Annotated in this window: 16 protein-coding genes; 8 read left to right on the forward strand and 8 right to left on the reverse strand. The window is 69.6% G+C overall.

What is annotated here, in order from left to right:
- Window positions 1-20: 20 nt before the first annotated feature.
- Together E5P3_RS03260 and E5P3_RS03265 are read left to right on the forward strand one after the other, a co-directional pair.
- On the forward strand, window positions 21-1,340 hold the full coding sequence (locus E5P3_RS03260) for an SGNH/GDSL hydrolase family protein (protein WP_162584658.1): 1,320 nt from the start codon (window positions 21-23) through the stop codon (window positions 1,338-1,340).
- Between the two features lie 120 nt (window positions 1,341-1,460).
- Complete coding sequence (locus E5P3_RS03265; RefSeq protein WP_162584659.1) at window positions 1,461-1,916, forward strand: thrombospondin type 3 repeat-containing protein; 456 nt, start codon at window positions 1,461-1,463, stop codon at window positions 1,914-1,916.
- Between the two features lie 55 nt (window positions 1,917-1,971).
- On the opposite strand, the gene E5P3_RS03270 is transcribed toward E5P3_RS03265, so the two are convergent.
- From E5P3_RS03270 to purU, 4 genes are read right to left on the reverse strand one after another with little or no spacing between them, the layout of a single operon-like run.
- Window positions 1,972-2,700, reverse strand: a complete 729-nt coding sequence (locus E5P3_RS03270) for an LrgB family protein (protein ID WP_162584660.1) — start codon at window positions 2,698-2,700, stop codon at window positions 1,972-1,974.
- A gap of 3 nt (window positions 2,701-2,703) precedes the next feature.
- Entirely contained in the window at window positions 2,704-3,063 is a 360-nt protein-coding gene (locus tag E5P3_RS03275) for a CidA/LrgA family protein (RefSeq protein ID WP_162584661.1), read from the reverse strand.
- Window position 3,064: 1 nt separating this feature from the next.
- Window positions 3,065-4,570 carry an FAD-linked oxidase C-terminal domain-containing protein gene (locus E5P3_RS03280; protein ID WP_162584662.1) on the reverse strand — a complete coding sequence of 502 codons (1,506 nt, stop codon included), beginning with the start codon at window positions 4,568-4,570 and terminating at the stop codon, window positions 3,065-3,067.
- A 34-nt stretch (window positions 4,571-4,604) separates the two neighbouring features.
- Entirely contained in the window at window positions 4,605-5,453 is an 849-nt protein-coding gene (gene purU / locus E5P3_RS03285; protein ID WP_068674653.1) for a formyltetrahydrofolate deformylase, read from the reverse strand.
- Window positions 5,454-5,543: 90 nt separating this feature from the next.
- On the opposite strand from purU, the gene E5P3_RS03290 reads away from it, so the two are divergent.
- A complete protein-coding gene (locus tag E5P3_RS03290) occupies window positions 5,544-6,878 on the forward strand; it encodes an aminotransferase class III-fold pyridoxal phosphate-dependent enzyme (RefSeq protein ID WP_162584663.1) in 1,335 nt (444 codons plus the stop codon).
- Window positions 6,879-6,915: 37 nt separating this feature from the next.
- Here the strand turns inward: E5P3_RS03290 and E5P3_RS03295 are convergent, their stop codons facing one another.
- On the reverse strand, window positions 6,916-7,752 hold the full coding sequence (locus tag E5P3_RS03295; protein WP_162584664.1) for a ChaN family lipoprotein: 837 nt from the start codon (window positions 7,750-7,752) through the stop codon (window positions 6,916-6,918).
- A 77-nt stretch (window positions 7,753-7,829) separates the two neighbouring features.
- On the opposite strand from E5P3_RS03295, the gene E5P3_RS03300 reads away from it, so the two are divergent.
- Window positions 7,830-8,900 (forward strand): AbrB family transcriptional regulator, encoded by a 1,071-nt coding sequence (locus E5P3_RS03300; protein ID WP_232072967.1) that lies wholly within the window; start codon window positions 7,830-7,832, stop codon window positions 8,898-8,900.
- On the opposite strand, the gene E5P3_RS03305 is transcribed toward E5P3_RS03300, so the two are convergent.
- A complete protein-coding gene (locus E5P3_RS03305) occupies window positions 8,897-9,175 on the reverse strand; it encodes a BTH_I0359 family protein (RefSeq protein WP_068674884.1) in 279 nt (92 codons plus the stop codon). The two genes, E5P3_RS03300 and E5P3_RS03305, sit on opposite strands and share 4 nt — an antisense overlap.
- Before the next feature lie 121 nt (window positions 9,176-9,296).
- Window positions 9,297-10,466: a DUF3108 domain-containing protein gene (locus E5P3_RS03310; RefSeq protein WP_232072968.1), complete on the reverse strand. Its 1,170-nt coding sequence runs from the start codon at window positions 10,464-10,466 to the stop codon at window positions 9,297-9,299.
- 82 nt (window positions 10,467-10,548) lie between these two features.
- Between E5P3_RS03310 and E5P3_RS03315 the strand changes: the two genes are divergently transcribed.
- Window positions 10,549-11,553 (forward strand): fumarylacetoacetate hydrolase family protein, encoded by a 1,005-nt coding sequence (locus tag E5P3_RS03315; RefSeq protein WP_162584666.1) that lies wholly within the window; start codon window positions 10,549-10,551, stop codon window positions 11,551-11,553.
- Window positions 11,554-11,670: 117 nt separating this feature from the next.
- Here the strand turns inward: E5P3_RS03315 and E5P3_RS03320 are convergent, their stop codons facing one another.
- Window positions 11,671-12,450: a helix-turn-helix domain-containing protein gene (locus tag E5P3_RS03320; protein ID WP_162584667.1), complete on the reverse strand. Its 780-nt coding sequence runs from the start codon at window positions 12,448-12,450 to the stop codon at window positions 11,671-11,673.
- 74 nt (window positions 12,451-12,524) lie between these two features.
- Here E5P3_RS03320 and E5P3_RS03325 point away from each other — a divergent pair, with 74 nt between their 5' ends.
- The 3 genes from E5P3_RS03325 to E5P3_RS03335 are packed head-to-tail and all read left to right on the forward strand — an operon-like array spanning window position 12,525 to window position 15,504.
- Window positions 12,525-14,270, forward strand: coding sequence for an FAD-dependent monooxygenase (locus tag E5P3_RS03325; protein ID WP_162584668.1), 1,746 nt, complete (start codon window positions 12,525-12,527; stop codon window positions 14,268-14,270).
- The gene (locus E5P3_RS03330) at window positions 14,267-14,497 is read left to right on the forward strand and encodes a DUF2783 domain-containing protein (RefSeq protein WP_162584669.1); all 231 of its coding nucleotides are present in this window, start codon (window positions 14,267-14,269) and stop codon (window positions 14,495-14,497) included. The genes E5P3_RS03325 and E5P3_RS03330 overlap by 4 nt, the downstream gene beginning before the upstream one ends.
- A 32-nt stretch (window positions 14,498-14,529) precedes the next feature.
- Window positions 14,530-15,504: a Bug family tripartite tricarboxylate transporter substrate binding protein gene (locus E5P3_RS03335; RefSeq protein WP_162584670.1), complete on the forward strand. Its 975-nt coding sequence runs from the start codon at window positions 14,530-14,532 to the stop codon at window positions 15,502-15,504.
- Window positions 15,505-15,515 lie beyond the last annotated feature (11 nt).

Genomic DNA, 15,515 nt, shown 5'->3' on the forward strand with positions numbered 1-15,515 from the left:
ACACGCCGGGGCGCGAGCTCATGCGTAAACTGCCGCGCTTGCGCACGGACCTGTTGACACGACGACGATTCGCCCAGGCCGGGCTCGCGCGCTGCGCGGGCCTGGGGCTTTTGGCCATCATTCCGCTTCCCCTGCGCGCGCAGTCGAAACCAGCGCAAGCGCCGCGCTGGGCCGCGAGCTGGGCTGCGGCGCCGTTCGACTACGTGCCGGCGCCGCTGTTCCCCGGCCTGCCGGCGCTGCCCGCCAGGCCGCAGCGCTTCGAAGGGCAGAGCCTGCGCCAACTGATGGTGTCGGCCCTCGCGGGCGGGCGCGTGCGTGTGCGCTTCTCGAACCTGTTCGGACGCCAACCCCTGCGCATCCTGGAGGCCAGCGTGGGGCTTGCCGCCGGCGCCGACGTGGTGGCGCCGGCCACGCTGCAGCGCCTGCGTTTCGGCGGGCGTAGCGGCGTCACGATCGCGCCAGGGCGCGAGGCCTGGAGCGACGGGACGCCGCTTGCCGTCGAGTCCGGCCAGACCGTCGCCGTGAGCTACCTGGTCGAAGCGGGCACGCCCTTCGCAACCATGCATCCGCTCGGCGCGACGGTGATGGTGCCCGGCGCCGCGGCGATGCGCGCGAGCTGGCGCGGTGCTGCTCCCTCGCCAATCAACCACATCGTCACCGGCCTGGACGTCGCCATGCAGGCCACACCGCGCGTGGTGGTGGCCTTCGGCGACTCGATCACCCAGGGCACGGGCAACGGCGAGGCCGCGCCGGCGAGCTATCCGGATCGGCTGGCCCAGCGCCTGCGCGAGCAGCAGCCCGGTGGACAAGGAGGCTTCGCGGTGATCAATGCCGGCATCGGCGGCAACCGGCTCCTCTTGGACGGCACGGGTCCGCGCGGCGTCGATCGCTTCCGGCGCGATGCGCTGGGTCAGAGCGGCGTGACGCATGTGCTGATCCTCATCGGCATCAACGACCTCGGTGTCAGCCTGCCGGCCGCGATGCAGGGGCTGTCGCGGGCCTTCAGGCCGCCGAGCGCCGAGCAGCTGGCGGCCGGGCTGCGGCAGCTGATCGGGGAGGCGCGCGGCCGCGGTGTGAAGGTGCTGCTCGGCACGATCACGCCCTTCAAGGGTGCCGGCTACTGGAGCGAGGAGAAGGAGCTGCGCCGGCAGGCCCTGAACCGCTGGATCCGTGGCCGCCAGGACGTCGATGCGGTGGTGGATTTCGACCAGGCACTGCGCGACCCCGCCGATCCGGCCACCATGAACCCGCTGTACGACAGCGGCGACCACCTGCACCCCGGTCCCGCCGGCTATGCGGCGATGGGCGATGCGATCGACCTGCGCGAGCTGAGCGAATAGCGCGCTTTGGGGTTGCAACAAAAAGCGACACACGTTTACAAGAAGCTGCGCAGCGGGCTTACACGCGCTTCACACCGTCCCGCGAGGATGAAGGCTCCAACAACTCATGAGGGCCTCCCCATGAAAAAACTCGCGATTTCTCTTGCCGTGGGCGCCGCCTCGCTCCTGTCGCTGGGCACCGCCGTGATGGTCCCGACGACCGCACAGGCCCAGCCCGCGATCGTCATCCAGACCCCGCCGCCCCCGCCGCGCTCCGAGCGCGTGCCGCCGCCGCGCCGTGGCTACGTGTGGGCACCGGGCCACTACGAGTGGCAACGTGGGCGCCACGTCTGGGTGCGCGGCGCCTGGGTCCGCGCCCGGCCGGGCTATGCCTACCGTGCGCCGGAATGGCGTGAGCGGGATGGGCGCTGGGAATACAACCGCGGCCGCTGGGACCGTGATCGCGACGGCGTGCCGAACCGCTACGACCGTGACCGCGACAACGACGGCGTGCCCAACCGGTACGACCGCGACCGCGACAACGATGGCGTGCCGAACCGCCGCGACAACCGTCCCAACAACCCGAACCGCAGCTGATATGAGCCAGAAGGAAACGCCCGCGCAGCGGGCGTTTTTTCTTCTGTCGAGGCATTCAGCGAAGCATGCTGAACACCAGCGGCATCAGCAGCGCCGCCAGCACCACTTGCATCCCCAGCGCGAGTCCCGCGTAGGCCCCTGCATTCGCATCCACGTGCAGGGCGCGCGCGGCGCCGATGCCGTGGGCGGTGGTGCCGAGCGCAAAGCCGCGCGCTGCGAAGCCGTGGGGGCTGGTGCCGATGCGCAGGGCATCGAAGAGGTATTTGCCCGAGAGCGCGCCAATCATGCCGGTCAGCACCGCGAACACCGCGGACAACGCCGGGATCCCGCCGATCTTCTCGGAGATGCCCATCGCCACCGGCGCGGTGACCGACTTGGGCGCCAGCGAAAGCACCACGTCGTGCGGCAGTCCCACGGCCCAGGCCAGCGCCACGGCCGAGGCGCTCGCCGCTACGCCGCCCAGCAGCGCCGCCAGCAGCAGCCGGCCGAAGCGCGTCCTGAGCTCGGCGCGCCGTTGCCACAGCGGCCAGGCCAGCGCGACGACCGCGGGGCCGAGCAGGAAATGGATGAACTGGGCGCCCGCGAAATAGCTGGGGTAGTCCACGCCGGTCGCCAGCAGGCCGCCGGCCAGCGCGATCACCGACCACAGCACGGGATTTGCCCAGGGTGCGCTGCCCAGCCGCGCGTAGGCCGCATTCGCGAGAAGGTAGGTCACCAGCGTGGCCGTGAGGCCGAAGAGCGGCGTGGCCGAGAGATAGATCCACAGTTCGACGAAGCGGGGCATGGGTCAGCGCTCCTCCTCGCGGCTGCGCTTGCGATCGGGCCAATAGAGCACCGTGGCCGTCACGGCCAGCCCGATCCAGGTCGATAGTGCGATCACGAACAGCATGCGGCCGCCATATTGCGCAAGCAGCGCGAGGTGCGTCATCACGCCCACGCCGACCGGGATGAAGAGCAGCGACAGGTGCGAGAGCAGGAAGTTCGCGCATTCGGCCACCGGCTCGCGCACGGGTTCGAAGTTGAGCGCGGCGAGCAGCAGCACCAGGCCCAGCACCGGTCCGGGCAGGGGAAGAGAAAGCCCTCGCGACAGCAGCTCGCCGATCGATTGCAGGACCAGAAGCCAGGCCAGGCCGCGCAGTCCTTTCATCTCAGAAGCGCGGCAGGTCGCCGTGCGGCATCGGCTGCCCTGCGCGGAACACCTGCTTGCCGTACTCGGCGCAGCGCTGCAGCGTCGGGATGGTCTTGCCCGGGTTGAGCAGGCCCGCCGGGTCGAAGGCACGCTTGACGCCGAACATCTGCTCGTTCTCCTCGGCCGTGAACTGCACGCACATGCTGTTGAGCTTCTCCACGCCCACGCCGTGCTCGCCCGAGACCGTCCCGCCCATGGCGACGCTGGTCTCCAGGATGTCGGCGCCGAAGAGCTCGCAGCGGTGCAGCTCGTCGGGGTCGTTGGCATCGAAGAGCACCAGCGGATGCAGGTTGCCGTCGCCCGCGTGGAACACGTTGCAGCAGCGCAGGTTGTATTTGATTTCCATCTGCTGGATCGCCAGCAGGATGTCGGCCAGGCGCTTGCGCGGGATGGTGGAGTCGAGGCACATGTAGTCGGGGCTGATGCGGCCCGAGGCCGGGAAGGCGTTCTTGCGCCCGCTCCAGAATTTCAGGCGCTCTTCCTCGCTGGTGCTCACCGAGATCGCGGTCGCGCCCGAGGCCCGCAGCACGTCGCTCATGCGGCCGATCTCTTCCTCGACCTCCTCCGGCGTGCCGTCCGATTCGCACAGGAGGATGGCCGCCGCCTCGAGGTCGTAGCCGGCGCGCACGAAGTCCTCGACCGCGGCCGTCATCGGCTTGTCCATCATCTCGAGGCCGGCCGGGATGATGCCGGCCGCGATCACCGCCGCCACCGCATCGCCGGCTTTGCGCACATCGTCGAAGCTGGCCATGATGCAGCGCGCCAACTGCGGCTTGGGCACCAGCTTGACCGTGACTTCGGTGGTGACGGCCAGCATGCCTTCGCTACCCACCACCAAGGCCAGCAGGTCGAGCCCTGCGCAGTCCAGCGCCTCGCTGCCGAACTCCACTGCTTCGCCCTCGGCGGTGAAGCCGCGCACGCGCAGCACGTTGTGCAGGGTCAGGCCGTACTTGAGGCAGTGCACGCCGCCCGAGTTCTCGGCCACGTTGCCGCCGATGGTGCAGGCGATCTGGCTCGAGGGGTCGGGGGCGTAGTAGAGGTTGAAGGGCGCGGCCGCCTCGCTGATCGCGAGGTTGCGCACGCCGCACTGGACCACCGCGGTGCGGCTGACCGGATCGACCTTCAGGATGTTGTTGAACTTGGCGAGCGAGAGCGTGACGCCCATCGCATGCGGCATCGCGCCGCCGGAGAGCCCGGTGCCTGCGCCGCGCGCCACCACCGGCACGCCGAGCGCGTGACAGCTCTGGAGCACGGCCTGCACCTGCGCCTCGGTCTCGGGCAGGGCAACCGCCAGCGGGCGCTGGCGATAGGCGGTGAGGCCGTCGCATTCGTAGGGCGTGGTGTCCTCGGGTTGCCAGATCAGCGCATGGGCGGGCAGGCGGGCCTGGAGCGCGCGGACCACCTCGGCCTGGCGTTCGGAAGCCTGCAGCAGCTCGCGCTGGGTGGTGGTCGTGGGCGCGTTCATGGACCCGACTCTACGGCAAGGGCCGCGGGGCGTGCTATTTGAAGACCACCGTGCGGTGCCCGTTGAGCAGCACCCGGTGTTCGCTGTGCCACTTCACGGCGCGGGCCAGCACCTGGGTCTCGGTGTCGCGGCCGCGGGCGGTGAGGTCCTCGACCGTGTCGGTGTGGTCGGACCGCTCCACGTCCTGCTCGATGATCGGGCCCTCGTCGAGGTCGGCCGTCACGTAGTGGGCGGTGGCGCCGATCAGCTTCACGCCGCGGTCGTGCGCCTGGTAGTAGGGCTTGGCGCCCTTGAAACTGGGGAGGAAGGAGTGGTGGATGTTGATCGCGCGGCCGGCGAGCTGGGTGCACAGGTCGTTGCTGAGGATCTGCATGTAGCGCGCCAGCACCACCAGCTCGGCGCCCTCGGCCTCGATGATCTCCAGCTGCTTCGCCTCGGCCTGGGCCTTGGTGGCCGCCGTGACCGGGATGTGGTGGAAAGGCACGTTGTAGCTGGCGGCCAGCTGGTAGAAGTCGCGGTGGTTCGAGACGATGGCGCGCACGTCGATCGAGAGCAGACCGCTCTTCCAGCGGAACAGCAGGTCGTTGAGGCAGTGGCCTTCCTTGCTGACCAGGATCACCGTCTTCATCGGCTCGGCCGCCACGTGCAGCTTCCAGCGCATGCCGAAGCTCGCAGCCAGGCCCCCGATCTGCTCGCGCAGCGCCGCTTCGCCGTGGTCGGCGCAGGCAAAGCGCACGCGCATGAAGAACAGGCCCGTGCCGTGGTCGTTGTACTGCGCCGCTTCTTCGATGTTGCCGCCGCGCTCGAGCAGGAAGCCGGATACGGCATGGACGATGCCGGTGCGGTCGGGGCAGGAAAGGGTGAGGATGTACGCGGGGGTCATAAGGGGCAGGATTGTCGCAGGGCTGCCGAAGAACGCGGCCGGTGCCAAAATGCCCTTCCCCCCAGCGTCCACCCTGCAGGAGCGAACAAGATGGCCTACAACGACTTCAGCATGGACAACCAGTGGTTGCCCTTCACCCCCAACCGCCATTTCCGCAAGGATCCGCGCGTCTTCGTGGCCGCCGACGGCATGGAGTTCACCACCCACGACGGGCGCAAGGTGATCGACGGGATCTCCTCGCTCTGGTGCGTGGGCGCGGGCCACAACCGCAAGCCCATCAACGAGGCGATCAAGAAGCAGCTGGACACGCTCGACTACGCAACGGCCTTCCAGGTCAGCAACGACAAGGCCTTCAAGGCGGCCGAGATGATCGCCGCGATGGCGCCGGGCGACCTCAACAAGGTGTTGTTCTGCAACTCCGGCAGCGAGGCGGCGGACACCTCGCTGAAGGTGGCGCTGGCCTACCACCGCGCGCGCGGAGAAGGGCACCGCAACGTCTTCATCGGGCGCGAGAAGGGCTACCACGGCGTGGGCTTCGGCGGCATGTCGGTGGGCGGCATCCCGGGCAACCGCAAGGTGTTCGGCTCGGCCTTCCTGCCGCGGGTGGACCACATGCGCTTCATCCACGATCCGGTGAACCATGCCTACATCCACAACCAGGAGCCGGTGTGGGCCGAGGACGCGCTGGCCGACCTGGAGCAGCGCATCCTGCCGCTGCACGATCCGAGCAATGTGGCCGCGATCATCGTGGAGCCGATAGCAGGCTCTGCGGGCTGGTACCTGCCGCCCAAGGGCTACCTGCAGAAGCTGCGCGAGATCTGCGACAAGCACGGCATCCTGCTGATCTTCGACGAGGTCATCACCGGCTTCGGCCGCATGGGCACCAACTTCGCGTCGGACTTCTACGGCGTTGTGCCCGACATGCTGAACTTCGCCAAGTGCGTGACCAACGGCGTGATCCCGCTGGGCGGCGTGATCTGCCGCGACAAGCTCTACGACGCGATGATGAACACCTCGGCGCCCGAGTACGTCGTGGAGTTCTTCCACGGCTACACCTACTCGGGCCATCCGGTGGCCTGCGCCGCGGCGATCGCGACGCTCGAGCTGCTGCAGCAGGAAAAGCTCTTCGCCCGCGCCGGCGAGATGGCCAAGGTGCTGGGCGATGCCTTCCATGGCACGTTCAAGGGCCTGCCCAACGTGATCGGCATCCGCAGCCTCGGCTTGGCCGCGGCGGTGGAGTTCGCGCCGATCGCCGGCGCGCCGGGCAAGCGCGCCTACGACATCTTCCTGGACTGCTTCCACAAGGGCTCGCTGGTGCGCCCGGCCGGCGACGTGATCGTGATCGCGCCGCCCTTCGTGGTGGAGAAGTCGCACATCGACACGCTGGTCAACACGCTGGCGGACTCGATCCGGAAGAACGCCTGAACCTGAATCGGCCCGTCTTTCGCGTCTTCCGCGCCTTTCAGCTCCCGGGCCCGGCCTGCGCCCGGAGAGTCGCGCAATAGTCCTTCTCCGGCAGCGCGGGCGTTTGCCACACGGCATCGAAGGCGCCCGGCTCGCGCGGCGGGTTGGACGTGCCGCCGGCCTGCAGCTGCACCGTCTTCACCGCGAGATCGCTCGGCAGGTGCTGCGGCACGCCGAGCGCCCTGGCCGTGTGGCCGGCACCGCTCAGCAACAGCACCGTCTTGCCCGGCACGCGCGCCTTGACGATGGTCTGCGCCATCGCGCGGTCGCGTGCGATCTGGATGCGCGTCATGGGCGCGATCTGCGACTCGGGCAGCAGGTTGCAGTGGCCGCTGCGCACGGCCTCCTGCTGGGCCTTGTGCGCCTCGGCCCCCAACTGCACGTCCAGCGACACGTCGGCCATGGCGTCCTTCATGCGCTCGCGCGGCAGGTTGGCGCCGAGCACCGGCACGCCGGCGCGTACCGCGGCCATCACGGCGGGGCCGTAGGCGCTCCAGGGCCAGGCCTTTTCGTTCCAACCGAGGGCGGTCTGCACCTGGGCTTCGGTCGCGGCGGGGCCGAGGTGGGCCGTGCCGCTGCCTTCCTCGGCCATCTCGATCGCCAGTGCAGCCAGGCGCCCGCGCGCGGCCAGCGCCTCCACCGTCTCGCGCTCGATCACGTGGTGCTCGGGCGCGTCGTGCTGCTCGCCCAGCAGCAGCGCGTCGGCCGGCAGCAGGGCCATGGCGCGGCGGGCGACCGGCGCACCCGCCGGTCCCGGTGCAGAGCAGCCGGCGAGCAGCGCCGCGGCCAGCAGGGACGGCAGCCAGCCGGGCGGGAGCAGGGGGCGATGCGGCATCGGGCCATACTACGCGAGGGCGGCCGCGCCGCGTCGCCATCCATCGTCCCTTCCTCCTGTCCGTGCCCCCGCCTCGATTGACGCTGCGCATCCTCGCCACCCTGTTGCTTGCGCTCGTGGCCGCAGGCGCCTGCCTCGCGCTGCACACCCCGCTGCCGTGGATGATCGGGCCGCTGCTGGCAGTGTCGCTCGCCTCCATCGCCGGGGCGCCGACGGCCAGCTATACGCTGCTGCGCAATGCGGGGCAGTGGGCGATCGGGCTGGCCCTGGGGCTCTATTTCACGCCGCAGATGGTGGGGCTGGTGGCCGGCCTCTGGTGGGCCATCGTCCTGGCGATCGCCTGGGCGCTCGGCCTGGGCTGGCTGTTCGGCAACTGGTTGCAGGTCATGCATGCCACGCGCATGCCGCATGTGCCGGTGCATTCCATGAGAGCCACGACTTACTTCTCAGGCGCGATCGGCGGCGCCTCGGAGATGACGCTGCTGGCCGAGCGGGCGGGTGCGCGCACCGATCTGGTGGCCGCGGCCCACAGCCTGCGGCTGGTGCTGGTCACAGTGGCGATTCCCTTCGCCATGCAATGGAGCGGGCTGCACGGGCTCGAGCTCCATGCGGCGGGGCCGCGCGAGGTGCGCTGGGGCGGGCTTGGCCTGCTGGCGCTGGCGACCGGGGTGGGCGGGCTGGCGATGCAGCTCGCGGGGCGCACCAATCCCTGGTTCATCGGGCCGCTGGTGGTCTCCATGGGATTCGCCGTCGCGGGCCAGTCGCTCTCGGCCGTGCCAGCCTGGCTGTCGAACACGGCCCAACTGGTGATCGCTGTCAGCCTGGGCGTGCGCTTCAGCCGCGAGTTCCTGCACACGGCGCCGCGCTGGCTGGCGACGGTGGCGCTGGGAACCCTGGGGATGATCGTTCTGTGCGCCGGCTTCGCGTGGCTGCTGGCATGGGGCACGGGGCTGCATCCGGCTACCTTGATCCTCGGCACCTCGCCGGGCGGCATCGCCGAGATGGCGATCACCGCCAAGGTGCTTCAGTTGGGGGTGCCGGTCGTGACGGCATTCCAGGTGTGCCGGCTGGTAGCCGTGCTGCTGATCGTCGGGCCGATGTATGGCCGCTTGTACGGAACGAAAGGAAGCCGGACTCCTGGCGCTTAGTGCACCAGCACGGGCGTGTGGGCGAGCTCGGCGTAGCCCTCGAGCGTGTCTTCGACCTCTTCCTGGGTCGGGGTGTTGACCTGCCACGCGGCGATCTGCTGCTGGAACAGCTCCGCCCACGAGCCGTCGAGGTAAACCTCCTTGCCGGAGCGCTTGTCCACGATCTCGAAGCCATGGCGTGCGAGCACGGGAATGTTCGGCGCCACCGGCGTGTCGCCTTCGGTCGGCTGTACGTGCACGACGACGAAGGAGTCGGAGTCGTAAAGCATTTGCATGGCGGGTCCAGTGAGGATGTCGATAGCCTTCATGGTCGTTAGATAGCAATCAACGCGCCAGTTTCAATAAGCGCTGTTGTTTTGTAGGCACGGGCCGTTATTTTTTGTGCTTTGTTCGGCTTCAGGGCCGCGCGCCCTGGGCGTCGCGCAACTGGAAATCCGCGAAATCTCCATTGGCCAGGGTCTGCCGGATCCGCACCGGCAGGTAGCCGAGTTCGGGCGCGAGCCAGAGCTCCACCTTGTCGTCGTAAGGCTTGCGCGGGTTGCGCGTGAGCTTGCGGGCGTTGTATTGGCCAGCCGGGAGCGTCAGGTGCTCGTCGTCCTCGACCTTGAAAATCCAGAGGTCGGCGTCGCGCGGCCCGACGGTCTGGATCGCGAAGGCGCCGCCGGGCGGATAGCGCGCCGGGTCCCCGGCCATCAGGGCACCGAGCTGCAGCATCACGCTGAGCCGGTCCTGCGCGCCGGGCAGGAGCGGCACGCTCGGCGCGTTGTTGCTGAACACCACCTGGCCCTGCTCGCGCATGAAATGCGCGGCCACCTCGCTGCGGCGCGTGTCCGAGAAACGCGCGGGCTCGATGCCTCCGGCACCGATCGCGCCGTTGCTGTGCTGGCTGCGGATGGTCTTGAAGAGAAAGCGAAGCGACAGCTGGGCATCGTATTGCTGGCCGTCCTGCTGCCAGACCAGCGTGCCGAACACGCCTTGCATCGGCGCGCTGCCCATCTGGCCCGTTACCGCGAAGGCGAGCTGGACCGAACCCGGGACGTGCGTGGGCGGCGGGGCTTCGGCCTGGCCCGCGGCGGCGCCAGCGCCGGCGGTGGAACCGTCGGATGCCGCGCCGGCAGCGGCGCCCGCGGCCGGTTCGGAAGGTGCCTCCGCGGCGGCCGGCTCCGCCGGAGCCGTGACCTCGGCCGGGGCCGCCTGTTCGGGAGCCGGGCTGTCGGAAGGCGGCGGGCTCGGGGCCGCGGGCGCCTCGGGCCGGGCCGGGGGGCGTGGCCGCACGGGTTTGGGCGCGGGGGGCTTGGAGGCGGCCGGCGGCGCTGGCGCTGCCAGCGGCTCCGGCGCCGCCACCGGCGGCGGGGCGATCACGATGGTTCGCGTCACGAACTTGCCCGCCAACGGCGAGGGATGCGGCCCTCCTGCCAGCGGCGCCAGGCCCAGCAAGGCCAGGTGCGTGAGCAGCACGGCAGCGGCCAGCAGCGCCAAGGCGCGCCACGGTGGGCGCGGGACGCCGGGGAGGGCTGGAGCGGCGGGGCGCAGGTGCATCGGGAGTGGATCGGAGGCCGTTGCCAAGGTGCAGCTCGGTACACTGCCGGCCCGTCCAATCAGTTTAGTAGCAGCGATGCCACGTCGGCATCCGCACCCCGCTTCATCCATGAAACTCGCCACTCTCAAAGACGGCTCGCGCGACGGCCAGCTCGTCGTCGTTTCGCGCGACCTGGCCAGCGCCCACTACGCCACCGGCATCGCCAACCGTCTGCAGCAGGCGCTCGACGACTGGGGCTTCATCAGCCCGCAGCTGCAGGATCTGTCGGATGCCCTCAACGCCGGCCGCGCCCGCCACGCCTTCCCCTTCGACCCCGCGCAATGCATGGCGCCGCTGCCGCGCGCCTACCAGTGGGCCGACGGCTCGGCCTACCTCAACCACGTGGAGCTGGTGCGCAAGGCGCGCAACGCCGAGGTGCCGGAGAGCTTCTACAGCGACCCGCTGATGTACCAGGGCGGCAGTGACGACTTCATCGGCCCGTGCGACCGCATCGTGGTGCCCAGCGAGGCCTTCGGCATCGACTTCGAGGCCGAGGTCGCGGTCGTCACCGGCGACGTGAAGATGGGCGCCACCCCCGAACAGGCGCTCGACGGCATCCGCCTGCTGATGCTGGCCAACGACGTGAGCCTGCGCAACCTGATTCCGGCCGAGCTGGCCAAGGGCTTCGGCTTTTTCCAGAGCAAGCCCGCCACCGCTTTCAGCCCCGTGGCCGTCACGCCCGATGAACTTGGCGAGGCCTGGCAAGGTGGCCGCGTGCACCTCACGCTGCAAAGCAGCTGGAACGGCCGCAAGGTCGGTATGTGCGATGCCGGCGAGGAGATGACCTTCCACTTCGGCCAGCTGATTGCGCACATCGCCAGGACGCGCAACGTGCGCGCCGGCAGCATCGTCGGCAGCGGCACGGTCAGCAACAAGGGCGTCGAGAAGAACGGCCGGATGGAGTGGCCCAAGGGCTACAGCTGCATCGCCGAGAAGCGCTGCATCGAGACCATCCAGGACGGGCAGCCCTCCACCGAGTTCATGAAGTACGGGGACACGATCCGCATCGAGATGAAGGGGCGGGACGGGCAGTCGGTGTTCGGGGCGATCGATCAGGAAGTGGCGGCGCCCTGATCGCTCCAACGGAACGTGTCGTTATTTTTCAATTTCGACGACATGAGCTTGCCCTCATGTCGTTGACCGCGACATGAACCTCGGGATGTGTCGCACATTTTCGGTGTTGACGACACGTCAAGCCGAAGCGCCGCGCAGCAGATCCTTCAGACTCCTGATCCCCAGCCGCCGAAACGCCCGGTACTGGTGGGTCCGCACCGTGGTCAGCTCGACGCCGATTTCGCGCGCCGTTGCCTTGGCAGTCTTGCCGGCCAGCAGATGGCCGACGACCTCGCGTTCGCGCAGGCTGAGCGCGAGCAGACGGGTGCTCAGCGTAGGTTCGGCCGCCTCGCGGGCCGCCATCGCGCTGCGGCCGTGTGCGAGGGTCGCATCGGCCAGCACCGTGGCGTGGACCTCCAGCAGCGCGAAGTCCGCATCGCCGAACTCGGGCTGCGCCAGGCTGCGATAGAAACTCACCGCCGTGCGCTGCCCGGTCGGCAGCAGCAACAGCACCGAGGCGCGCTCGCGGATGCCGACGTCGCCATAGCAGGCCGCGCGGTAGGCCGGGTCCGCCACCTCCTCGGCGACCTGGTGCCCCATCCAGAGCTGGGGCCGCTTGGGCAGTTTGCGGGCCGCGAGCCACACCATGTTCGGATCGAGCCGGTCGAAGCGCTGGGCCACATAGCGCTCGGCCGTGCGCTCGGCGGTGCTGCCGTAGCTGCTCGCGGCCGACACGGTCTCGATGCGGCCGGCGGCGCTCACGGTGAAGACGGTGCAGAAGGTCACCGGCAGCACCCGGTGCATGGCGCTCAGGTAGCTGGCCGCCAGGTGCGGCGTGCCGATGCCGGCGAGCACGCCGCTGACCACGGGAGCCGCAAGCAGGCGCTCTTCCGCGCTGTTCAGGGGCCAGCGCCTCATAGAAGTCTCAGGGTTAACACTTCGTACGAAGTTATGACACCGGCGGGCGGGACGCATCGGGACAATCCCTTCGCATGAACACCGCAGTCCTGTCCTCGCCAGCCGCGCGCCCCGGCGATGCCGCCACCGGCCCGCTGCCGCCCGCGGCCGGCGCGTTGCCGCCGCCGGTCGGCGACTTCCGCTACACCCGCTTCGCGCCCGTACTGCCCCCGCTCCAGAACGGGGTCGAGGCCGGCCGTCATCCGGTGGTGATCGCGGGCGGCGGCCCGGTCGGCATGGCGCTGGCACTGGGCCTGGCCAACCACGGCGTGCGCAGTGTGATCCTGGAGGCCGACGACACCGTCTGCGTGGGCAGTCGCGCCGCCTGCATCTCGCGCCGCAGCCTGGAGATCGTCGAGCGGCTGGGCGTGCTCCGATCCTTCCTGGCCAAGGGCCTGCCCTGGACCGGCGGGCGCAGCTTCTACAAGACCGAGGAGGTATTCCGCTTCGAGATGCCGCACGACGAGCGGCAGAAGCTGCCGCCGATGATCAACCTCGAGCAGTACTACATCGAGCAGTACCTGCTGGACGAGATCGTGCGCCGCAACGCGGCCGAGCCGGGGCTGATCGACATCCGCTGGGGCACCGAACTCACCGGCCTCGCGCAGGAGGCCGATGGCGTCTCGCTCCAGGCGCGCAATGCCCTGGGCAGCTATGCGCTGAACGCCGCGTGGCTGGCCGGCTGCGACGGTGGCCAGAGCTTCGTGCGCAGGTCGCTCGGCCTCAACCTCGAGGGGACGGGCTATGAAGGTCGCTACGTGATCATCGACATCGAGCTGCACAGCGCGCACCCGACCGAGCGCCGGGCCTGGTTCGACCCGCCGTGGAACCCCGGCTCGACGGTGCTGATGCACCGCCAGCCCGACGATATCTGGCGCATCGACTACCAGCTGCGCGCCGGCCAGAGCACGGAAGACGCGCTGAAGCCCGACGCGGTGACCGAGTTCGTGCAGCGCCACCTCGACGCCATCGGCGAGGGCCATCTCCCGTGGAAGACGGTCTGGACTTCGGTCTACCGGGCCGGCGCGATGACGCTGCAGAGCTACCGCCACGGCCGAGTGCTCTTCGCCGGCAACGCCGCGCATGCGATGCCCATCTTCGGCGTGCGCGGCCTCAACTCGGGCTTCGACGACGCCGACAACCTGGCCTGGAAGCTCGCACTGGTGGCGCGCGGCGTGTCCGGCGATGCGCTGCTCGACAGCTATTCGCAGGAGCGCATCGCCGCCTTCCACATCAACGCCGAGAGCGCGATGCGCAGCACCGAGTTCATGTCGCCGCCCTCGCGCGGCTTCGATCTGCTGCGCGAGGCGGCGCTGTCGCTCGCGGGCGCGCACCGCGGGATCGCCAACCTGATCAACCCGCGGCAGACGCAGGCGGTGCACTACGAGGACTCCGCGCTGTCCAGCGAGAGCGAGGCGCTGCCGGCCGGGCCCCGGCCCGGCGAGACCCTGCCCGAGCAGCCGCTGGGGCCGCGGCTGCATCTCACCGATTGGCTGGGCCCGCGGTTCACCATTCTCGTGCTCAACATCGAGCGCCTGGATCCCGCTTTCGAGGCCGAGCTCCGCGCCGCGCAGGCCGGTCCGTTGGAGGCCGTGCTGCGCACGCTGCCGCCGTCCGAGGCGCATGCCCCGGTGTTCGAAGCGCTGGGCGCGCAGGATGGCGCGGTCTACCTGGTGCGTCCCGATGGCCATGTGGCCGCGCGATGGCACCGCGTCACGCCAGGGGCGCTGGCGCAGGCACTGGCACGCGCCTCGGCGCTGGCCCTGAAGGAGGCCGCATGACTGCCCTGAGCCTCGAGGCACGCGACCGGCTCTACGCCGAATGCGCCCGCGCCATCAGCGAAGCCGGCGCCGAGCGAGAATCGCTCTTCCTCGCGCGACTTGTGCTGCTGCTCTTCGAGCAACTCGGCGACGAGGCGCGTTGCCGGGCCTCGCTGGCGGAGGCGCTGCGCGACTTGCCGGTGCCTTCGCTGTCGGCGGCAGCGCCGGACGATGCCGATACGGCTTGATTCATTCATTCGAACCCCAGGAGACTTCATCGATGGACCGCAGAACCCTGCTCACCACCCTCGCCGCGACCGCGGCCGCCGGCGCCGCACCCTGGGCGCGCGCGCAGAACTACCCCGAGCAGCTCATCAAGTGGGTGGTGCCCTATCCCGCCGGCGGCGGCACCGACGTCATCGCGCGCACCCTGGCCGAGGCCATGCGCCAGACCCTGGGCCAGCAGATCGTGATCGACAACCGGCCCGGCGCATCGACCAACATCGGCGCCGACCTGGTCGCCAAGTCCAAGCCCGACGGCTACACCATCATGTCGGCCGACAACGCGGTGCTGGCCTTCAACGAATACCTGTTCGGCAAGCTGCCCTTCAACCCGGAGAAGGACTTCACCTACATCGGCGCAATCGGCAAGTTCCCGCTGGCGCTGGTGGTGCACCCGGACTTCCCGGCCAAGGACTTCAAGGCCTTCCTCGCTTACGTCAAGGCCAATCCCGGCAAGGTCAACTACGCCTCGCCCGGCAACGGCTCGCCGCACCATCTGGCGATGGAAATGTTCAAGAACCGCACCGGCACCTTTATCACGCACATTCCCTACCGCGGCGCTGCGCCGGCGATGGCGGATGTGATGGGCGGCCAGGTGCCTTGCATGTTCCTCGACCTCGCCTCGGGCCTGCCGATCATGCAGGGCCAGAAGGTGCGCGTGCTGGCGATTGGCTCGGGCGCGCGCTCCAAGCTGCTGCCCGATGTGCCGACGCTGGCGGAAGTGGGCGTGCCCAACACCGAGGTGTTCGCCTTCCAGGGCATCCTGGGCCCGGCCGGCCTGCCCGCGCCCGTGGTGAGCAAGCTCAACGCGGAACTCAACCGCGCCTTCAGCGTGCCGGCCGTGCAGAAGCGCTTCAACGACTTCGGCATGGAGGCCATGCCCGGCACGCCGCAGCAGTTCGCGGCGCTCTCGCGCGCCGAGTCGAAGCGCTGGGGGCCGATCATCAAGTCGGCCGGTATCAAGCTGGATTGAGGCTTCGAAGG

Source organism: Variovorax sp. RA8 (assembly GCF_901827175.1).
GTDB lineage: Bacteria > Pseudomonadota > Gammaproteobacteria > Burkholderiales > Burkholderiaceae_C > Variovorax.